The sequence below is a fragment of the Pararhizobium capsulatum DSM 1112 genome, from assembly GCF_030814475.1.
Taxonomy (GTDB): Bacteria; Pseudomonadota; Alphaproteobacteria; order Rhizobiales; family Rhizobiaceae; genus Pararhizobium; species Pararhizobium capsulatum.
Genome location: NZ_JAUSVF010000001.1, coordinates 1,165,493 through 1,181,805, shown reverse-complemented (window position 1 = coordinate 1,181,805; position 16,313 = coordinate 1,165,493). Strand labels below are relative to the sequence as shown.

Below are 16,313 nucleotides of genomic sequence, written 5' to 3'. Positions count from 1 at the left end.
CGTATGCCAGAGACCGATCGCAAGGTTAACGGACTGCGATCGTCAGATATGCAGAAGAGAGTTGTGTTGCAGGACGGGTTTTGGCACCTTCGCACCTTCAGGTCTCGGCATCCGAAGGATGCTAATGCACTCGCCCTCAAGCCCGCCGAGGTCCATCTTCGAAAGGAAGGTAATGAGCCGAAGATAGAGCCGCCGCCGGATGATCTCTGCGTCCATTTCACGAAGCCGCGTCAGTGCGTCGGCCAGTAGGTCGTAACGATCACCACCGATGCAGCCCTTGAGGGCGTGGCCGCCGACCATGTCGATACTGCAATACCCGATAAGCGGAAACGAGCGCATGTGCTCCAGGTTGTGAATGCGAATTTGGCCAGCGTAGAGGCGCATGAATTTCTGTTTGACCGTTTCCATAGGGTTCCCTTCCAATTAGTATTCTTCGCGGTACGGCAGGTGGGCGAAATCGCCGCCGGTCCGTAGGTCTTCGCGCTCGTCTTCTTCGTCGTAGTCGTCGGAGTACCAGACTTCTTCCTCGATCCATGTCTTGGCTATGGTGCCCCGCGCAACTCTCGGAGTGTCGTCGCTGACTACAGGCAATTCGACGACGTCGCCGCCGAACACTACGCACATGTTGATCCACATGCGGAATGCCTGACGCACTCCTTCGTCGTTGAGGACCGATGTCAGAAGAGCACCTGTCAGGGCCCCGAAGCGTCGCTCCGGGTGTAGACGGGCATCGGCGACGTTCATTCTCCAGCGATCGGAAAGCTCGTCCGCATCGATCCTGGTCATCATTTGTGCCTGGGCGAACCACCTCGTCTCCGGGTGTTCTCGCGATGCCAAGGGAGATTGCTGCCGGAACTCGATGCGGTTGATCTGTGTCGGACCGAGGACAGCAGGCTGGTGTTCATACAGGCCCTTCGATGCGGTCGTCGTCTGGAAAAAGAAGGTGCCTTCTCTCCGCCCTCCGCGGCCCGCTCCCCGTCTCGGCTTTACGCATGTGACCTTGAATCGATCCACGTGCTCTTCCAGGTCGACGAGAACCTTATCGATGGCTCTGAGGAAGCTTCCGACGTGAATATCTTCACCGGCTTCCGAATACCCTATGAACTGCGCCAGCTCCTCGATAGTCGGCGTCCATGGCTTACGGACCCGGTAGTCGTAGCCGGCCATCAATGCCAGTTTTGGGTAAATCCGCCCCGTGTACTTCGTTGCGAACTTCGGGAAGGCGTTGATGTCGAGCCACGCCCACGACCGAGATTGCAGGATCGTGTCTCGGATGACGCCGGGGATCGAGTAGTCGATGACGGTTCTGGAGGTCAGGCGATTAGTCGACATCGCGACCTGTTCGATCAGAGGCTTGATTGCCCGTTTCGACGTGCTTGGATCGACAATCCGATATTTGACCAACGTCGCCATCAAGCGCTCAAGGCTCTGCCAAACCCGTTCCGGTTTGGTGATGCCGAGATAGTCGAGCAAGCGCCCAAGCTCTACCTTTTGCTTTGGCTTTTGGATACCTTCTCGTCGCGCCCATGCGATGAGGTATTCGTGGACCGCGATGTCTTGCGCCGTCAGCCTGTCAGCGCCAACAACGCCAAGCGTCTCGACGAGGTTACGGACGCGCTCAACTTGCGGATTGTCGAGCAGGTGGCGCTCAGAGGAGGTTTCCTTCTCAAAGTCTCCAGCCCGGAAGCCGCGGCGGTCCTTGCCTCGACGAATGTCTTTTCCGGTCAGCTGCGACGCCTGAATGACTTCAGTGCCGTCGGATTTGAAATGCAATGTTGAGAGTGCCACGTTCTTGTTCCCGTCTCTTCATCACTATGCTGACTGCCGGCGGTGATCGGCACAAGTACATTTGTGCTCGTTTCTGATTTATTTCACAAATACATTCGATAATCAGACAATGATGCACAATAAAATCTCTACCTTTTCTTAGGGGTTCATGGTCACGTCAGCACAATTGCATGGCGATAGAGACATTCTTCTTATATAAAACCCAAGTCCCCTTAACGATTACCTGTCACCCAGGTTGCAGCAGACTTTTCCTTTCGACAATCGTGCACAATAAAACCCATAGCTTGACCTAGGTCCTGTTGACAAAGTGGGTTTGCAAATCACCTGAAGCATGATTCAACGCTGTCTTTTAGGAGGCTGCTTTGGCTCGTGGCGATCTTTCGGATGTCGAATGGCGGATTATTGAAGGGCTTTTGCCTGCGGAGCGCGGACGAAAATCCCGTCCTGCCCATGATAATCGGCGCTTTCTAAACGGGATGCTGCACGTTCTGCGCGTCGGATGCCCTTGGCGGGATATGCACGAACGATACGGCAAATGGAATTCGGTCTATGTCCGTTTCCGGCGATGGGCTGAGCACGGCGTTTGGGATGCCCTTCTGGAAACATTGGTCGGCCTTGGCCTGACTGACGACTGGCAGCACATGATCGATAGCACCACAGTTCGCGGCCATTCGCAGGCAGCGGGCGCTAAAGGGGGACTCATAAGGAGGCTTTTGGTCGATCACGCGGCGGCTTTACGACAAAAATCCATGCCAGAGCGGACGGTCAGGGACGCCCTCTTGGCTTTATCCTGACGGGTGGCGAGACCTCGGACTACAATGCCGTTCCGGCTCTGTTGGCCATGCCAGTCAACAAGCCCAGGCTATTCCTGGCAGATAAGGGGTATGACGGCGACTCTATCCGGGAAGAGCTTTTGATGCGCGGCATCCGTCCCGTTATTCCGCCAAAAGCGAACCGGAAGAACCCGCCTGCCTGTGACTACCGAGCATACAAGGATCGCAATCGTATCGAGCGGATGTTTAATCGTCTCAAGCAGTTTCGCAGGATCGCCACCAGATACGATAAGACCAGAGCTTCCTTTGAAGCCTTCCTCGCGTTGGCTGCCGCAAAGATTTGGCTACCCTACTTTGTCAACAGAACCTAGTGCCGTCTGATGAAATCAACAGAATTGCATGGGGATATAGAAAACCCTCTATATAGATAGCCTGACCTCTGGATTCAGGGTTCTCATTGTCTGCTTTCGTTTCCCCGAACTCCGCCTGTTTTAAAAAAACCGCTTCGCTTATTTTTGTTATTCCTCACCCGAAGCGGTGCAGCGCTTGTGGTAACAACCGAAGAAGACAGATACGCGGAAGCAACGGGGATAACTGACCTGGTCCCTCCGGGGTTCGGATCGCAAAGCCTATGGGTTTCCGATTTCAACGGCCCTTTGGAGCCCGGTTTCACGTCCGGCGGAGCGGCGGAGCCTCCTAGCTAGCGCGATCAAATCAGGAAATACAGGTAGTTTTAAATCTGCCGAACACATGACAAGAAAAACACAAAACTACATGTAACTTCTATCGATAGAAATACTTGTATTTTTCTTGACGAAGGAAGCGCCGGCACGCACGATATACTTAATTCCGTACACGAGGAGCTGTATATGGCGGAGAGACTTGATGTCGCGATGCTGCGCGAACTGATTAACGAACCACTGCAAGCACCGCAGGTGAAGGCGAACCTCGGGCGTCCTCAACGAGCCGATGTTTCCAGCATGTCGGACGCCGAACTCCGGGCCCATAGAACACAGCAGGCACGTGACCGCCGGGCGAGGATCGCCGCGTCCGAGGAAGAACGAAAGACCGTGATCCGCACTGCGGACACGACCAGGCAGGCACTTGCGGACGCCGCGATGATGATCCTCCACGAGAACGGCCCGGGAGCCGAACGGATCATGGAAGTGTTGCGCGAGGTATACGACGTTCAGATCGGTGCGCCAATGGCTATCCGGGGCCAGTGCCGTGACCGGCGGCTCAAACCGAAGTACGTATCGTATCCGCCGATGACCGCTGGCGAGAGGGTACGCAAATTACGGTCAATCATCTAAAATCAAGGATGGGACATCCGCGTCCCATTTCTAATTTGTAAAGCCTCGTCGATCACGGCGGAGCTTTTGTTTCTTGCGTCGTCGGCACTGATTATCCTCGCGTAGTGATACCGTAGTGATGGGGGATCGGGTCATGCCGAGAGCGAGAAATGCGGAAAACGAAGTGCAGAGGTGTGCGCAGGAGCGCTATCGAGATCGCCTGCGTGGGCAGAAGCGCCCGGAGGCGGATGCCGTAGACACTGCATTAGCAGCGGCGCTTGCCGTGTATCGGCACACGGCGGAGCAACTCGGCTCCGAGAAAGACGTCCGCCGCTCGGACGGTCTGGAACTCATGGCAATCAATTATTTGGTCTCGCGCGGCTACTCGCTCCGAATGGCAGAACGTCAGGTTCGTAGACGTGTACGACGTCTGGATGTCCAGGACGTTGTTCCTTTGGTCTCCGGCGCTTCCCAATCGGCCGTCCCCAACTCCGCATGCAAGCCGTCTTGAACCTGTCGGATTTGGCTGTCCTCTCCCCATTACTTCCTATTTCGGAATCGCCGGACGGCAAAATCGCGTAGTGATGTCGTTCCTTGCATCGCCGGCGGCCACGATCCCCTTAACGACAGTCTGAGGGGACGATCATGGCAAGAGTATCCGGCGTATTTGAAAGCATAGACAGCAAGCTCAAGAAAGCCGTGCGCCTTAACGGCCTCGACATCGAGAAGGCGGCGGCACGTGTTCTAGGCGACGCGATCCTGTCCGTCTGGCGCTACGGCATGGGGCCGGCTCCGATCGTCTTGAAAGGCGGCAGCCTGTTTCCCCAGACGCTGCGCGAGACCGATGACGCTGATCTCTTGACGATCCGTCGGTACGGCAACCTCGAGATTCAGAATGGGTTCAATGTCATCGCCCGGCTCCTCGAAACACGAGGAATCACGCTCGAATTCCTGTCTCCCGAGGCTCAGGAAATGGACGTCGGCTACGGCGACCCGGTCACACGCTACAAAGTGCGTGGCAAAGTCGGCGGCGTCGGCGCGAACACGCACATCGACCTCACGCTGGCCCGGAGACCACACGCCCTGCCGCCGGTCATCATTGATTCAGTATTGCCCTCGTTCGTGGACGGCATCGATCTGCTCCGCATCAAAACAGTGCCACTCTTCACCGTCGGGGCGGAGAAATGGCTCGCGGTACTTACCCAGTCGCCGACGGATTTCAGGGTCAAACACCTGTCGGACTTGTTCCTGCTCGCCGACGTCGCCAACCTCGACGCCGCTTGCATCGCAGAGGAGATCACCCGCGTTGCCCGTCATAGGGGGATGACACTCGCCTGCTGCGTAGCGATGCCTGACACGCTGCGATGGACGTCGCTGGCGCTGCGCGAGCAGGCCTGGAACAAGCTTCCGGAGACTCGTCGATACGGGCGCTCGATGTTCCAGGTGCTCATCGACATCAATGCCATGTGGACCGATCTGCACGCACAGCTCTGCGCGAAGGTCACCCGCCACGTCAGGTCTAATGACGTGTACGAGCCTATGCACCTCGATCGCATTCTTGCCAGCCGCGGATACGACCCCCGACTGAAGCCTGCGGGAGCCGCTTGATGAGCAAGTATGACAATCCGGAATACGCAATCGCTCGCCGAGAATTGGTCTTTGAACTCGATGTCCCCGGACGGATATTCTACCCTGTCCGGCACCTCGTCGAGTGCAGTCTGGTGCGCGTCTTCTACGCACATTGGCTCCGACAGGATGCAATCGACCCCGAGTGGCTCCACGTGATCGAGCAACACGGCGGCGAGGAATGGCAAAGGATTGACGGCTGGCCCGAACAAGGAGGCGATTTCGTCCGACGGAAATGGTCGCGCCGGGCCCAACTCTGGGTCGGTTGGAATAGCGCCCCTGTCCGACATGTCTTTGATTGGCTACAAAACGCCCAGACAGAGGGGCATGCGTGGCTCGGCAACCTTGGCCCTGACGGCTATCCCAAGAAGATCATGAAATGCGGTAGTCTTCAGCGCCTTGTGCACGAGGCGAACAAGGGGTTCCAGGCGCGAAAAGTCGCCGACGTCGCGCTTGGTCCCGACGACGAGGCCTTAGTAGCCGACCTCGGAGCCAGTCATATCCTCGTCGAACTCTTGTCACCGTTGGCGCTCCGAAAAGAGGGCAGCGGCATGCGTCATTTCATAGGGCATGGCGGCTATGACTGGCTACTCGGAAAGGCGGATCGGCATGTCTACAGCGTCCGCGATCCTGACGGCGCTCCGCTGGCGACGCTCGAAGTCCACGATCGCGTGGTGCGGCAATTCAGGGCGGAGCTAAACGAACATCCATCCGCTGCAGTCATCGACCTCGTGTCCAGCATTGTCGATGCCTGGGGATGGCTCGGCCTCGAAGACGCGGCGCGTGGCGGATCATGCGGCTCCGAAGCGCTCGTAGTCCTCCGCGACCTGCCTCTTCCTCGTCGAAGGCCATGAACTTGAGGTTGCGCCGCCGGCGAAAACAACATCGGGACAATAGGGAAAGAGAAGTAGCCGCCCGCTCAAGCGATCGGGGCGGGGCCTGTCAGGCCATGGTTTCTCGCCACCCATTCCCGATGAAGTGCGGTTCTGAAAATTCGACCAAAAATATCAGGGCGTGAAGTCGCGTGTCGTCGCTTTACTCAAGGACACCGTCCATCGCCAGACGTTTCTTTCAGATACCTAAAATTGGATGAATCGGTGCAAGGGTTTGATTCCGAAAGTCGCGATAGAAGCCGATAGAACAACGGAGCGTCCCATGTCGACGATCGAAACACGTAGCCAGGCAATACGTAGCACGACAGCTTGCTACTCGGCCTCCGGATGCCGTTTCGATCCGATGGAAGGACGATAATATGTCTCACGAACTCCGCTACGGCTCGGAACCTACTGCACCTGATCTCACGCGTTTCGCGACTCTCATGCTGGCGATGCAGCTCCACAACCTCGCAAACAAAGACCGTGATCTCGGTGGTAGCTGTCTCTCTGTAGACGACGATGGATATCTCGTGACGCCCAACAAAGTCCGCAAGCCAGGACCGCTCGCGGTCTCGTCAGTATTTCCTGCGGGCGTCACCGTCGGCTCGGTGACGAGCTGCATCACCCGGACCTAATTAACGCCTACGCCGTCATGACGACGGCAAAGCAGGCTTTGGAAGCTGCACAGGCCGAGGCCCAGCAGCACCTGGATGCCTTTATCGCCGAGCTCGCGATGGCGGCTTAACCACCTGGCTGCTCCTTGGCCCCGTCAATATTGGCGGGGCTTCCTTCAGTCAGATGACCGCGGTGGCTCGCACTGGACCGAAATCGTCTAGGACCACCAGAAAACAACACTTCAATAGAATTTTAATGATTCCGTAAGATTTCGATTCACGATTGCCGCGTATGAGCAACGGACAAATTGGTGGGTAAAGGAGAGACCTCATGGCTAAGACAAAGACGAACCTGGCGCTCATATGCCGTGAATATTGTGTTCGCGGATCGAGCATCGGCACTCGTTCTGCCGTCAAACGAAAGGGTCTCGACAATGTCGAACACCAACGTGCCTACGCCGCAGCCTAAGGCGAAAATCAACTGGAATCTGACCTACGACAGCCCGAAAAAGTTCGAGGTGTCACGGTTCCTCCAGCACCAGCTCGAATGTGAGCAGGCAGCCCACCCGGGTACATGGCGCGCGTACTTCGTGGAAGGTCTTCGCGCCGCGACGTGGAACGTCTTCACTCCGCTCGTGCGGAGCCTGAACCTGCGTGCGGACTTCCTGTTGCTCGTGGTCAAGCGTGACGACAAGCTCACGGTCGTGGCCAAGCTGTACCTCCCGCCTAAGGCCGTCGCTCGCTTCGATGCAATCGGCAAGGCGGAATATGCGGCTGCAGATGAGGACTGGCGCATCATCTACGTCTCTCTTAGCGGCGTAGATGATGACGAAGAAGTGCGCCGCATGGTGGCTTATCCGCTTCGCCTCGCAGCCTGGGCAGCTAAGCGCCTCGGCCCCGCCACGCAGGCATGGGCCGAAGAACGCCTCTAAGTCTTGCCCCCGGATGTCTTGACCGACATCCGGGGGTTTTCTCGTTCGTGACAGTCGTGCTCCCCAAGCGTCATCAGTTGCAGGTTAATCGCGCCCGACGCGACCACCACACAAATGTGAGGCCAGTGAGGAACGGCTTTTGATGACGGCCGCGAAGCTCTTTGCCACCTCTTCAGTAATGAGTCCCTCGATCCTGATCACCGCGTCCTGAACGCTGACCGACGTTCCGGAAGCAACTGGCCGGCACGGTGGAGAAGCAAATGAATGTCGCCAGGATCGCGATAGTCGGCACCAGCCGCTCAGTCCGCCTTATAAGTCCGAAAGTCCCATTGCCTGAGCCTGACGGCATCATGCGTTTCCCCCAACTAAACTTCCGTCCTTGTACGTGAACCATATCAGGCGTTCTGAGCAGCGAAGCGATCTTCGTCGATTCGGCGAATGATCCCGCAGGACGCCGACAGGGCGAGCATTGTGTACAGACGATCCGGCGTCGGGACGAAATTTCCGGTCGCGCGCTTTCTCACCCGCATCCAGCCAGCGCCTTCGAGACCGATGCGCAGCCGTTGCTTTCCATCGCCGCCTCGTACGGCCGACCAGTGGACGTGCTGTCCAATAACCCAGGCCTCTATGACTTCGGCCCACATGGATGCGCGGGGCCGATCCGAGATTGCTTGAAGCCGTTTCGACATCAGGTCCATTGGCAATCGGTCCGGCCGCCCGTCCAAAACCCTCCGCAGAGTCTGGGGAATTTCGGTTAGCGAGAGCGCATCGTTGATCGCTTTGACGACTGCGAGGCTACGGGCCGCGAGGCCAGGAACACGGGTGATATCTCTCCGTTGCGCCTCGCGCAGGGCATTCATCAGATCGACAACAGCAGTCCCGCTCTGCGCGGCGCTCGCGGGCCAGCCCGTCGACCGACCTGATAGCTCGATCGACCTGAGATAGTCACCGACGGTCGTGGCTCCGCTATAGGCATCGTCGAGGTTGGCAGCGGCTTCGTCGGCTCGCCCGACGAGTTCCTCTGTGGGGACAGGACGCGAGAGCCCGCCGTCGCTGTCCTCCGATAGAACGCGCTCCGTCCAGAGCAACATTGCCTCCGTGGCAAGCCTCTGAAGCTGTCGCGCCTGTAAAAATGACAGCATGATCGCCGAATGAGTGACGTCCTCGACATTACCTTCGAAATTGACTGGCAACCTGTTCTCGACGAAACGCCTGCGGATTTCGTCCTCTGTCGATGGCCCGATCTCTTTCAGGACTCCCATCAGATAGTCGATGGTTGCCTTGCGTCTCCGCATTGCTGATGACGCGCTTTCAGCCGATCCAAGCGAATGAAACATCACGCGGAAGACCCGCTGCTCCACGTCCGACGGCTTGTCAACGGCGAGTTCCTTTGCGAAATCCGCAATCTCTGAAGCGCTGACCGAGGGCGGCGTGACTGCAAACAGATGCGGCGGCAACACCTTCTGCACGCGCACCTCGAATTCCATGACGGCAGGCATCACCTGGTCCGGCACCACGCTTTCGTCGAGGCGAAGGTAGCGCAGCGCTTTGATCGAGGGACCATATTCCGTCGGGGCCATGATGTTTGTACGGGTCCGCTTGTAGTCATCCCAAATCTTGCCTTCGAAATGGAATGACTGGCCTTCAGGCGTTCGAGCGATGGTCTGCTTCAGCGGCACTGCTCCCCGGAATTGTCGGCCGTCCAGAAGATGTGACCAGGCATAGTAGGCCTCGTATCTCTCCATAAGGTCACTGATGATCTTGGGATCGTCGACCCCTTCCAACTGCGCCTGGCTGGAGGCCTTCCACGCCGCCCAGGCCATGAACGTATAATATCTCACGTGCTGAGTGACGTTGTTGATCCCAGGGGCAACGTGATCCATGAGGTCGAGGTTGATTTGCCTAAGGCCAATTGGATCAACACCGCTTTCCTCGACCGTCAGATTGGAAACGACCCGAACGCCCCTCGCCTCGTCCATCATTTTGTCTATTTCGGCAAGTTTCATCGCACGCTCCTAAAGAGATACGTCTATGACGACACGACCGCAGGTGAAGTTTTCACACGTTGCGATCCGCGTGCGCCTGAACTTCGTTGCCTTGACACCTGGGAAGCGGAAGCCGCATCGAGGACAACCCGGCTTGTCTTCGAACTTGGTTGTTGACCAGTACATGCGATCAAGCCTCCCTTGCCTTGCCGAATAACGAGCTATCGCGGCTTCCTCATCGGAAGTCGCGCCCTCTGGAAGTTCATACGGCCCATCCTTGATTTCCAAGGCCTTTCGGAGATCGTTCATCCTGTTCCAGGGGGTTTTTGTCCCAAGGATCGCCGCCCAGACCTCAGTCCATTGGGCTTGCGTCGTTCCCGGCGCGATAGCCTCCTCGTTTAGCCGCCCAGCGATAGGTTCGCACAGCACAGTAAACTCTTCAGTGACATCTCCTCCGTTCCATCCTTGAAGGAAAGCATGCATATCCTGGGCCTTGGCAGGATCGCCGATAGCCAGCCTGCACACCGTCACGACCACACACTCATCCAGACCGGAGAAATCGACGTCAACGGGTTTCGATCCCGCAGCTGCGTGTAGCCATTTCATCAACAATCGAGGGACCAATTCGTCGCCGAGAGAGCTACGCGGGGCGATTTTAGCGATCATATCGAAGATCAGGAAGAGACCAGGCACGCGGGCTGGCCCCGGCGCAACTTGCGTAAGTGTTTCAAAAAGGCGATTGAAGGCCAGATCGATGACCTTCGGCTTCACCCTTTTGGGCGGTCCGCCGCCGTTCGGTTCCGTGCTTGAACCGCGCTTCTCGGGCGCTGCCGACGGAGAAATATCATCCTCTTCTGCATCATCCCCGCTATCGTCATTCGCGGCGGGAAGCGTCGTCGCGAGCATGCGTACGAGGGCGTCGATCAGTTCGTCGCCGCTGCTGACAACACCCGATCCTTTGTTGTTCCCCTCGGATAACAACAACGCGTCGCCGCCCCCGAACGCACGGCTGACATTCAGGCCGAGCGACTGTTCGCGGTCAGCGCGGCCGCCGCCCGTGCGCTCCGCTGCCTCGATAAAGGCTCGTGGGTCTTTCGACACATAGTCCATGATCGCCGTAAGGTCGTTGAGAGTTTCCAGCCCCGCGATCATCCTTCTGATCGATCTCGCAATAGGACCGCGTCTGTTCATCGCGTCAATGAAGCCGCGAAGAATGAGCCAGCCGCGTATCTCTGCCGTCTCTCGAGACAGGATCACCTGAACCGATGAAGCTACCCGGGCCGGATCGAACGCCGGAGGCGGCCTGAACGCGAAATATCCATCTTCATCGACAAGTACGTCCGGCGCGGCTTCTCTGCGCGCGCCCCAAGCCAATGCGACGGTCCAGGTTCCGGAGTGACTTCCGCTTCCCATGACGCGTCCCCGGATCGCACCGCTGTCGTAGTCTACGGAAAGCGAGGCGCGCTCCTCTTCGTGCGGGGCCTCCTCGCCCGTAGTTTCGCACCGCTGCGCACTGGCCAGTGTCCAACCGAACAACGGCGCGCGGTCATGGATGCGCGCGACGACAGCCTCGACGTTTGCCGTCCCCAACGCCTGGATCGTCGCGTTTGCACTTCCGCTAACGATCAGGCGTCCGCGCCGGCAGCCGATATCAAATACCTTCGAGTGCAGGGATCGCCCATCGTTGAATTCGTCGCACGAAACGGGGCGGGCGTTCAACCCGACCGCAGATGCCGCCGTGAAGTCGAAGACCGACGGCGCTCGCGGCGGAACAGCTACGCTGACGTTCTGACACCCTATAGCTTCGGCCAATGCTGCGACACCGTTGTGGGCCGAGAAGAAGGGCGAGACCACCGTCATGTCTTCAGCGCCGCCCAGTTCCTCAACAAGCGCCGCGATCTGCAAAGTCAGCGGACCCGCCATAGTGTGCAATAGGCGGCCCGTCCCGGCACCCGCTACGAGTGACGCCTTGCGAGCCAAAGATGCGTAGCTATGGAGGTCGGGTGTTCGTAGGCATTCGAGAAACCCGTTAGGCCGAGCCGCCCGTTGAATTGCCTCGATCAGATCGGCGAGACCTGAAAAACACGAGGAATCTCGCCCGGGCCGAAGAACCTCCAAGACCTCGTTGTTGTAACCCCAGCCGCCAAAGGTAAGATTTCCTGACCCTACGGTAGCTCTCACCTCGCCGTCCTTGTCAGCGAATAATCCAATTTTCGGGTGAAAGACCCCTGTCGCGCACTTCACGGCAACCAGATCGTAATCCCGACCGATGCCGACCGCGCCGACATCGGCCAGCGACGAGCGATATCCCGCAACATCCGTGACAACTGTGAAATTGCGATAGCTCTTGTTGACGGCCGCCAGCGGGATCGCTTCAAGAAACGAGAGGCTCAATGAGTACGTCGTGAAGAAGACGGACGACCAAGGGTGCGACGCCAATAGATCGCGCGGCGAAAATGAATGCTCTGCCAATACTCCCCCACCCCCAGACGTCTCCCGCTCGCGGTATATAACTTATTGTCGTATCCGGGAAGGCCTGGGGCGAATACAGGCCAATTTGTTCTAGGCCGATCAAGCCCTTGAGGGAATAATCGACGTTAATGTACTCTACGCCTTCACGGCATATTTGCCGCCGAACTGGATTTCGGAGGTTCTACCCCAGACGACAACGGTTGATCGCGACGGCCCCTCAATCCTATTCATCGGCAAATTTCATCGGTCCCGATCCCGGGTCGAAGACGCCAAGTGTTTCCACCGGCCCATTGAAGAAGGTGAACATCGCGTTCAGATCATTGTAGGAATACATCTGTGTGAGCTTGTCGGTCGTGTAGTCGACACGTGAAGGCTTTCCCAGTAAGCCTTCAACGACCCCAATGGGTGTGCCAATCGATATACCGTGAATCTCTTCGAGATCACCCGCATAGGCGAAGTATCGTACCCTGCCTCCCTTGAACTGGACCAAGTAGATGCCTGCGGGCCGGCCGGTGACTTCGTCATCACCGTAATAGAACCACCGATCGTCGCCTTCCATTCCCTCTGGCGATCCTTTGATTAGCCTGACGTACGACAGGCTCGATTTGAGATAAACCCCGTGAAGGGAGGTTCCGGATATCCAAGAATAGCAAAAGGTCCCTGCAGCAAGGACGGCGAGAGCAAGAGCAATTGCAAGCGTTCGGGTGTTTACAGGAAGCCATTTCAGAGCGTGCAAATAACGTGTCCTCTCGGGAGAAAACGCGGGCGAAGTGTGGGAATTCGAGCTGAGCTTAGGCGGGATTGCATCGCCAGCGCCCCAGAATCATTGACCGCAAACGTGCCATTCCATCTGATATCCGTACTCCCCTTCTCTGCCGTAGCACCAACCCACAGCGTCAAGCTTAGCTCCGACCGCATCCCTTCGATCACAAGCCCGCAGGGTCTCGGCAGAATTGCCAGGACCTCCCCGGCAATCGCCGTTCTGTCTCTCCCACTGCGAGATGATCCGTAGCGGTTCTCGTGCCTTCTTGTCCGTCTGCAACACCTTGCCTGTTTCGGATTCAATCTTTCCCGTCGCGGGGTTCCACGTCAGGGTGAATTCGGCCGCTCCGGAAGACGTCTTCGCACGCTGTGGGCTATGTGTGTACCATTCCACGATAGCGCTGACCGTGCATGTCGAACCGCAGACCGCTTGCTCGGTCCCATGTTTTACGCTGTAGGCGCGTTGAGGCCATCTTTCTGCGAAAACTGTTTTCTCTCGAAGAACATCGGCCCGGGATACGGCGTTGCCATAAAAAACAACGGCGTCAGCATAGGCACTATTCATGAAGGCAAGAGCCCGGGTGTTCGGCCATGACCAAGCCTCATGGTAACGGGTCACGAACTCGAGCGCCTGGTCTCGGGCTGTCGGTGCGATCACCGCCGCCTCCCCGCTCGGTTCGATGGCGGCGGGAATGACTTCTGAGGTAGTTGCAGGTGTCTGTTGGTGCTCCACCGACGAAGACGAAGTGACACTGAACTGTGTCATTTCGCTCGACGTCAGATACCTCATATCCGAGCTCTCGACCGAAAGGCTCAACTGAAGGAGCTTTGGGTCCACGCCCATCTCGACGAGATAGGTCATAATGTCCGCTGTCATAGCCTGAACGGCCGCGACCGCCGATTGCCCGTCAATCTGGGCATCACCAGAAAAGGAAGATTGATGCACGCCGATAGAGCCTGGCTCCGCTGTCCGCGTAACACCGCCCACGAATGCGAGAGCACACGCAGATGCGCATTGCGCCGATCGAATTTGGATTGTCTCCAGTCCAAGGGATCGGATAGCTCGGCCGAACGCCATAGCGGCGTGGATGTTTCCGCCGTTGCTATCGAACGTGACGACGCGCGCACCGGACGCCTTTGCCTCGTTGGCTAACGCGGCCGGGTCGTCTGTGAATTCGAATTCGCCCCTGACGACGAGCACCGAACCACCGCCATCGATCGGCAGTCTTTGAATGGAAACGGCGGCCCTCGCAGATGACATGGACGCAATGCCCATAAGGACAACCAGAAAGGCAGGATAGAAACGCAACACACTTCCCCGATCGTTCTTCACACCGAAGAAGAATATCGAAGTTCGTACCAACCGCAATGGCATACGAGGTCAGCAAACAGCCAACGGAGGGATGGACGGAAAATGATTCCAGACAGCGCAAGTGTGTGACGCCATACGTCATTTTTCTACTCGCTGACAAATATCTAGAGGCCCGTTGGCTGATTGAGTCAGAGAAGGATCGTTGACACCTGACACCTGGTGAACGCCCAGCTTTACGTCCGCAATCCGCGGTTGGCCCGCCAGGGAGATTATTTAACACGCCGAGTGGTACTCGTCCCGCGTTGGTACCGCCGTACTGAGGCCCGCGGCCTTGATCGCGCGGGCGATTAGAAGCGCCGGGAACACGCTACCACCAGGAGTGTGCAGGCTCACCTTTTCCAGAGTTGTACGTCACTATGGATCGCTTTGTCGAAGCTCCGGGCCGATTGACAAACAGCCCCAACTCGTTACCCGGAAGCCATTCTCTTAATCGGTCGAGGGTCCGATATCGAGGGTTCCGGAGCCCGGGTCGCCGTGGTGAGACGTGACACGTTCGAACGGTTCCGGCGCGACACCCGTTATCTCGACGTCCGTATTCGTCATTGCTCCGATCATGCAAGCCCGGCTCAGCCCCGCTTGAGGAATGCTTGAGCCTGAGCCCATCTCGGGGGGTGCGGCGAAAGTTCAAGCAAGGCGGGCGAGCTGAGGCTTGCGGCCCATATCGGCAAGCGCCGTCGTGGTCGGTGGGCTATCCCTTTCGATCAGGCTTTCGTCGCGGATATCGGCGGGGACGCTTGCGGCGCGGACGGCTTGAACCTGTTGATCCTTGGATAGCCCAGTTGGCCTCGGCGGCATCGCGTTGGGTCGGGGCAAAACCACGGCTCCTTGGCATCGCCCCAGAGAGCAGGAAGGACTTGGCACCATTTGCCGTGACACGCACCAACAACCCGAGCACAATGGTGTCGCGGAATGAGCAGCGCTGCCCTTCCGCAGCCGGGGGCAACGCACGGATGGCGGCGTCGGTCATCTTGATTGTCTTGTTGGTCAGCGAAACTGCATCGCCGTCATGCAGGTGTAGGCGATAGCCAGCCGTTGGCTTGCGGGGAACTTCATTGTTTGCCGGTCACATGCCGCCTCCGGAGCATTGCGGAAGTCAGCCAACGCTGCCTTGCAAGCCTTCAGCACATTCGCACGGAGCGCCTTCGGCGCGGCGGGCTTGAGGGTCGTCTGCATGGCTTCGCGGCAAGCATAGTCCCGATGATCGGCGGTGATGGGGGCAGACAATGCGGGCTGTACGAGGAGGGCACCGGCCAGCGCGATAACATAAAACTTTCCAGTCAATTCAGTATTTCCTTTGCTCGGTTGCGGTGTCCAGGACACCGGTGGGAGACACCGCCTTCAGTCGAATTCTTATGCTCCATTTCGAGAGAGAAGGAAAGTCGGAGGATGTCTTAGGAACTCGGCGTCGAGATCGTCGATGCCACGATCATCCAGGCACCAAAGCAGCACAACAGCCAGGATTAGAAGGCAGCCATCAAGGCAGGCGAGACCCCTGAAGCCTGGAAGGACAAGCCCGCCAAGCTTGCGCAGAAGGATCGCGACGCGCGTTGGACGGTGAAGTATTCCAAGGCGAAGCAACCGACAGAAACGCCGACATCAACAGCGACCCGACAGCACGACATCGCGATTCCGATGTTCGGCTACAAGAACCATGCGGGCACCGACCGGGCGCACGGCTTCATCCGCGGATGGACGGTCACGAGTGCGTCTGCTCATGACCGAGCCCAGCTCAGAAACGTTGTGACCAAGGACAACACGGCATCAACGGTCTGGGCTGACAGCGCCTACCGCTCGAAGACCAACGAGGAATGGTTGCAGGGCA

General features: G+C 57.8%; 13 protein-coding genes and 2 pseudogenes. 7 read left to right on the top strand and 8 right to left on the bottom strand.

Going from position 1 to position 16,313, the window contains the following annotated elements; genetic code table 11:
- Nucleotides 1–42: 42 nt before the first annotated feature.
- Together QO002_RS05605 and QO002_RS05600 are read right to left on the bottom strand one after the other, a co-directional pair.
- Nucleotides 43–408: a hypothetical protein gene (locus tag QO002_RS05605; RefSeq protein ID WP_307227510.1), complete on the bottom strand. Its 366-nt coding sequence runs from the start codon at nucleotides 406–408 to the stop codon at nucleotides 43–45.
- 15 nt (nucleotides 409–423) lie between these two features.
- On the bottom strand, nucleotides 424–1,788 hold the full coding sequence (locus QO002_RS05600) for a hypothetical protein (RefSeq protein WP_307227508.1): 1,365 nt from the start codon (nucleotides 1,786–1,788) through the stop codon (nucleotides 424–426).
- 362 nt (nucleotides 1,789–2,150) lie between these two features.
- Here QO002_RS05600 and QO002_RS31110 point away from each other — a divergent pair.
- The 6 genes and pseudogenes from QO002_RS31110 (at nucleotide 2,151) to QO002_RS05565 (ending at nucleotide 7,900) form a co-directional block, all read left to right on the top strand.
- A pseudogene (locus QO002_RS31110) lies at nucleotides 2,151–2,932 on the top strand (IS5 family transposase).
- A gap of 498 nt (nucleotides 2,933–3,430) precedes the next feature.
- Nucleotides 3,431–3,874: a hypothetical protein gene (locus tag QO002_RS05585; RefSeq protein ID WP_307227504.1), complete on the top strand. Its 444-nt coding sequence runs from the start codon at nucleotides 3,431–3,433 to the stop codon at nucleotides 3,872–3,874.
- Between the two features lie 624 nt (nucleotides 3,875–4,498).
- A complete protein-coding gene (locus tag QO002_RS05580) occupies nucleotides 4,499–5,461 on the top strand; it encodes a nucleotidyl transferase AbiEii/AbiGii toxin family protein (protein WP_307227502.1) in 963 nt (320 codons plus the stop codon).
- Nucleotides 5,461–6,333, top strand: coding sequence for a hypothetical protein (locus tag QO002_RS05575; protein WP_307227500.1), 873 nt, complete (start codon nucleotides 5,461–5,463; stop codon nucleotides 6,331–6,333). Before QO002_RS05580 ends, QO002_RS05575 begins: the two co-directional genes overlap by 1 nt.
- Before the next feature lie 398 nt (nucleotides 6,334–6,731).
- Nucleotides 6,732–6,989, top strand: a complete 258-nt coding sequence (locus QO002_RS05570) for a hypothetical protein (protein WP_307227498.1) — start codon at nucleotides 6,732–6,734, stop codon at nucleotides 6,987–6,989.
- Between the two features lie 413 nt (nucleotides 6,990–7,402).
- On the top strand, nucleotides 7,403–7,900 hold the full coding sequence (locus QO002_RS05565) for a hypothetical protein (protein ID WP_307227496.1): 498 nt from the start codon (nucleotides 7,403–7,405) through the stop codon (nucleotides 7,898–7,900).
- Nucleotides 7,901–8,295: 395 nt separating this feature from the next.
- Here the strand turns inward: QO002_RS05565 and QO002_RS05560 are convergent, their stop codons facing one another.
- The 6 genes from QO002_RS05560 to QO002_RS05535 form a co-directional block, all read right to left on the bottom strand.
- Complete coding sequence (locus QO002_RS05560) at nucleotides 8,296–9,906, bottom strand: hypothetical protein (protein WP_307227494.1); 1,611 nt, start codon at nucleotides 9,904–9,906, stop codon at nucleotides 8,296–8,298.
- Nucleotides 9,907–9,915: 9 nt separating this feature from the next.
- Nucleotides 9,916–12,279 carry a phospholipase D-like domain-containing protein gene (locus QO002_RS05555; protein ID WP_307227492.1) on the bottom strand — a complete coding sequence of 788 codons (2,364 nt, stop codon included), beginning with the start codon at nucleotides 12,277–12,279 and terminating at the stop codon, nucleotides 9,916–9,918.
- Nucleotides 12,280–12,580: 301 nt separating this feature from the next.
- Nucleotides 12,581–12,916: a hypothetical protein gene (locus QO002_RS05550; RefSeq protein ID WP_307227490.1), complete on the bottom strand. Its 336-nt coding sequence runs from the start codon at nucleotides 12,914–12,916 to the stop codon at nucleotides 12,581–12,583.
- Nucleotides 12,917–13,180: 264 nt separating this feature from the next.
- The gene (locus QO002_RS05545; protein ID WP_307227489.1) at nucleotides 13,181–14,494 is read right to left on the bottom strand and encodes a COG3904 family protein; all 1,314 of its coding nucleotides are present in this window, start codon (nucleotides 14,492–14,494) and stop codon (nucleotides 13,181–13,183) included.
- A 621-nt stretch (nucleotides 14,495–15,115) separates the two neighbouring features.
- Nucleotides 15,116–15,304, bottom strand: a complete 189-nt coding sequence (locus QO002_RS05540; RefSeq protein ID WP_307227487.1) for a hypothetical protein — start codon at nucleotides 15,302–15,304, stop codon at nucleotides 15,116–15,118.
- Nucleotides 15,305–15,475: 171 nt separating this feature from the next.
- Nucleotides 15,476–15,772, bottom strand: coding sequence for a hypothetical protein (locus QO002_RS05535; protein ID WP_307227485.1), 297 nt, complete (start codon nucleotides 15,770–15,772; stop codon nucleotides 15,476–15,478).
- A gap of 351 nt (nucleotides 15,773–16,123) precedes the next feature.
- Here QO002_RS05535 and QO002_RS05530 point away from each other — a divergent pair.
- Nucleotides 16,124–16,309, top strand: a pseudogene (locus QO002_RS05530) (transposase); the annotation flags it as partial.
- Nucleotides 16,310–16,313: the final 4 nt, after the last annotated feature.

Coding starts and splice junctions, on each gene's coding strand:
- QO002_RS05605 (WP_307227510.1), bottom strand. CDS start 408: ATGGAAACGGTCAAACAGAAATTCATGCGCCTCTACGCTGGCCAAATT.
- QO002_RS05585 (WP_307227504.1), top strand. CDS start 3,431: ATGGCGGAGAGACTTGATGTCGCGATGCTGCGCGAACTGATTAACGAA.
- QO002_RS05580 (WP_307227502.1), top strand. CDS start 4,499: ATGGCAAGAGTATCCGGCGTATTTGAAAGCATAGACAGCAAGCTCAAG.
- QO002_RS05575 (WP_307227500.1), top strand. CDS start 5,461: ATGAGCAAGTATGACAATCCGGAATACGCAATCGCTCGCCGAGAATTG.
- QO002_RS05570 (WP_307227498.1), top strand. CDS start 6,732: ATGTCTCACGAACTCCGCTACGGCTCGGAACCTACTGCACCTGATCTC.
- QO002_RS05565 (WP_307227496.1), top strand. CDS start 7,403: ATGTCGAACACCAACGTGCCTACGCCGCAGCCTAAGGCGAAAATCAAC.
- QO002_RS05560 (WP_307227494.1), bottom strand. CDS start 9,906: ATGAAACTTGCCGAAATAGACAAAATGATGGACGAGGCGAGGGGCGTT.
- QO002_RS05550 (WP_307227490.1), bottom strand. CDS start 12,916: ATGGAAGGCGACGATCGGTGGTTCTATTACGGTGATGACGAAGTCACC.
- QO002_RS05545 (WP_307227489.1), bottom strand. CDS start 14,494: ATGCCATTGCGGTTGGTACGAACTTCGATATTCTTCTTCGGTGTGAAG.